The following is a 3,399-nucleotide window of genomic DNA, read 5'->3' on the forward strand; positions in this document are numbered from 1 at the left end:
ACTACATCAAGTACATCAGTTAGTTTGTCTTTCAATTCAAAGGTATTTCTATCCTTTTTGAAATAACTATTGTTGAATGCAGCACTTACTAAACGCGTATTATCTATAGATCTTGTAAGTGTAACCAATTTAGTTAATATGCTATCCCGAGCAGGTGATGGCTTAGTCTCATTGGCAACACTCCAGATAATAACGTTCGAGCGATTTTTATCGCGATATATCATTTCACGGAGCATGGTTTCCGCCTTTTTATAAATAACCGGGTTAGTAAACTCAATACCCTGCCAAATAGGTATTTCTTCCCAAATCATAATACCCATTTCTTCTGCCATGCGTAAAATACCTTCGTTTTGAGGATAGTGTGCGGTTCTGGCAAAATTGCATCCCAATGCTTTAACTTCGTTCAATATCATAGCAGCATCGGCATCGGAATAAGCTCGTCCCATGCGTTGTGGTATTTCTTCGTGAAAGTTAACTCCCTTCAGGAAAATAGGCTCTCCGTTAAGTAATATCTTAGTCCCTTTTGTTTCAATGGTTCTAAATCCCATTTTATCTTTAACAATATCACCATTAGCAATGAATTTTACTTCGTATATTTTAGGTGCATCAGGGCTCCATAGTTGCGGCTTAGCAGCTATTTCAAAAGCTGCATGCCCGCTTTTGTTAGTCGTTATCGTTTTGTTGATTTTCAACTCTGGTATCGAAAGTTTTACCTGTTGAGAAGCATTTACTCCATCTAATTGAACAAAACCAGATAGTATTTTATCACTCCCTTTTTTAAGCTGAACTTTATAATCTAAAATGTATGATTGCGGTGTTTCAATTAAAAAAACATCACGTGTAATGCCACCATAGTTCCACCAATCAAAACTCATGGCAGGGATACCATCTACTCTACGATTGTTATTAACCATTATGACAAGGTCGTTTTCTCCTTCTTTCAGTTTATCGGTAACCTCAAACTGAAAAGGTGTAAAACCACCTTCATGTCTACCTAATTCAACACCATTAAGCCAAACAATGGCTTCGTAGCTTACTGCTGCAAAGTAGAGGAATTGTCGCTTATCATTATTCTTCTTCACTGTAAAGTAACGCTGATACCATATATTTCCCTCATAATACTTAAGTTCGGGCATTTGAGAGTTGAAATCTCCTGGAACATTGAGTCGAAGTCCATTTTCGAAAGAGTACTCAATAAACTCAGTTTTATCCTGAGGCTTACGGTTTTGATAAAATTTCTTTTTTTCACCATTACTATACAAATCTATAATGGCGTTCCACTTACCATTTAGCAAAGTGGCACTTTGCCGTCCGTAGGGGTTCATCATAAATGATTGACTGTTTCCTGCAATGGATAATGTTAATATCAGGATGAAAAGTATGCTTTTCATGTTATATGAAGTTTAGGAGCTTATATTTACTCAATGAGATATGTTATTAAGGCATAAACAAATTCTAAAAATGTTTAAAAAATTGAGTTACTCATCAAAGATATGGTGAGAAATCAAGAATGAAGGGGAGATAACAATCAATAAAAGGGCCTTATTCACCAAAAAATACATTTTAAATCATTTAATTTCTTATTCAAATTCTTGATTTTAATGTTACTAGATAAAGTATATTATTACTGTTTGGTAAAAGTTTATTTGTTACAAAGGAAGTATCCTAATTGAATTAATAAAATATTGTTTAATTATTTTATTAATTCACTATTATTTGATAGTTATCCATCGTTTGATTAGAAATTATTTTAAATATATACATGCCTTTAGCAAACTTACTAACATCTATGGTCACTGATTTTGATTCTTCAGAATTTCTTATAAGCCTGCCATTTAAATCGTATATTTTAAGGGAATAACGGGATGTTTGAGATTTAATACTAATCACATTTTGGGCAGGATTGGGATATAATATAAAATTTTTTTCAATGCCTGAACTTTGAAATCCTAAGGTTGATGCAGATTTATAAACACGTACATAATCAACCAAAGCATCAGATAAGGTTCCAACGGCTTGACTTTGAAAATCTCCGTCGCCAAAGCTGGCACCAACCGAAAGCCATAACCATTCGGGTACTTGAGGAACTAGGGGATATCCATTTGGATCTACCGTAAAAGGAAAAGGTTTGCTAGCATTTGTGGACACTACTTTTACACCATCATAATAAATATCCATAGCAGTCTCAGTCCAATGCAAACCAAATGTGTGATATCCGTTATGCAAATTAGGCGTATTAAAAGGGATGGTATGGTTTTTCTTATTAGCACCATACCCATCAAAATGAACCACAGCTTTAGTTGTATTATTTACCCATGCCGATTCAAAAATATCCACTTCGGCACCATCTGCAGCCGAATTATCTGCATTTCCCATGTTACTTCCCTGAAGCCAAAAGGCCGTATGGTTTCCCTTAGATGTTTCTGCTATTTGTATGCGAGCCTCTAAAAAACCGTAGGTTGGTTCATAAAGGTTTCTGCTTTCCACACTTCCGCAATACATGGTATTATTATCAACTTTAGTTCCTCTTAAAACAAGATTACCTGATCCATTTAAAAACGCATTTTCTGGTTTCCACCACCAATCATCTACACCTAAATTTGCTCTGGGTGCTCTAGATTTATTACTGACACTTACAATCCATTTTGAGGTATTGATTGTGGCATCATTAAATTCATCACTAAAATCTAAATCCCAGCTCCCAGCTACTCCCAAAGGCTGAGCATTAATAGGGGTATTAGAATCAATAAAACCTAAAGGAGCAGTACCTTGTTTCGCAACATAAACATTATCAATTCTAAAGGGGCGATTACCCGAAGGTTTATAAAATATGATTCTCGCTGTTGTAACACCTGTAGGAACTGTAAAAGAAAATGTTCCATTATGCCATGCATCTGGTGTTGTATTTAAAACTAAAGTTGCTAAATCACTGCCTGCTGTTGCTCCATCTTTAACTCTAGCAGTCATATTGTAAGTTCCTGTTCCGCTAACCCACCTGTAATCAAAGGCTACATTATAAGTTGCTTCGGGAGTTACATTATAAACTTGATAAATAGAGCCATACCCATTGTTAATATTACCACATTTAGAATTGGTTAAACCATCGACAGTAACTTGCGTCGGGTTTATAGACATCCAGGGCGCAGGAACACCAGACATAGTTCCAGTTGCTTCCCAGTTTCCATTGACGATTAAATTTTGCCCGAAACCAAAGCACGAATATAACATACATACTATTAAGATTTTATTTTTCATAATGATATGATACTCGTCTACTTGTATTAATGTGATAATTGTTCGTTGCTAATAGGAGGTTGTTTATATAAAACAGGTTTGTTTTGCATCAAGTGCTCGTGTATGTGATAAGTAACATCTTCCCAAGGTTTTCCTTCACGCCAA

The 3,399-nt window shown here is 35.3% G+C and carries 2 protein-coding genes; both read right to left on the bottom strand.

Annotated features, from left to right (window positions below):
* On the bottom strand, positions 1–1,391 hold a 1,391-nt coding region (locus AC15TD_RS00750), incomplete at its 3' end, for a glycoside hydrolase family 2 protein (protein ID WP_484450224.1).
* Positions 1,392–1,701: 310 nt separating this feature from the next.
* On the bottom strand, positions 1,702–3,228 hold the full coding sequence (locus AC15TD_RS00755) for a T9SS type A sorting domain-containing protein (protein ID WP_484450225.1): 1,527 nt from the start codon (positions 3,226–3,228) through the stop codon (positions 1,702–1,704).
* Between the last annotated feature and the right edge of the window lie 171 nt (positions 3,229–3,399).

This window comes from Yeosuana sp. (assembly GCF_057126245.1).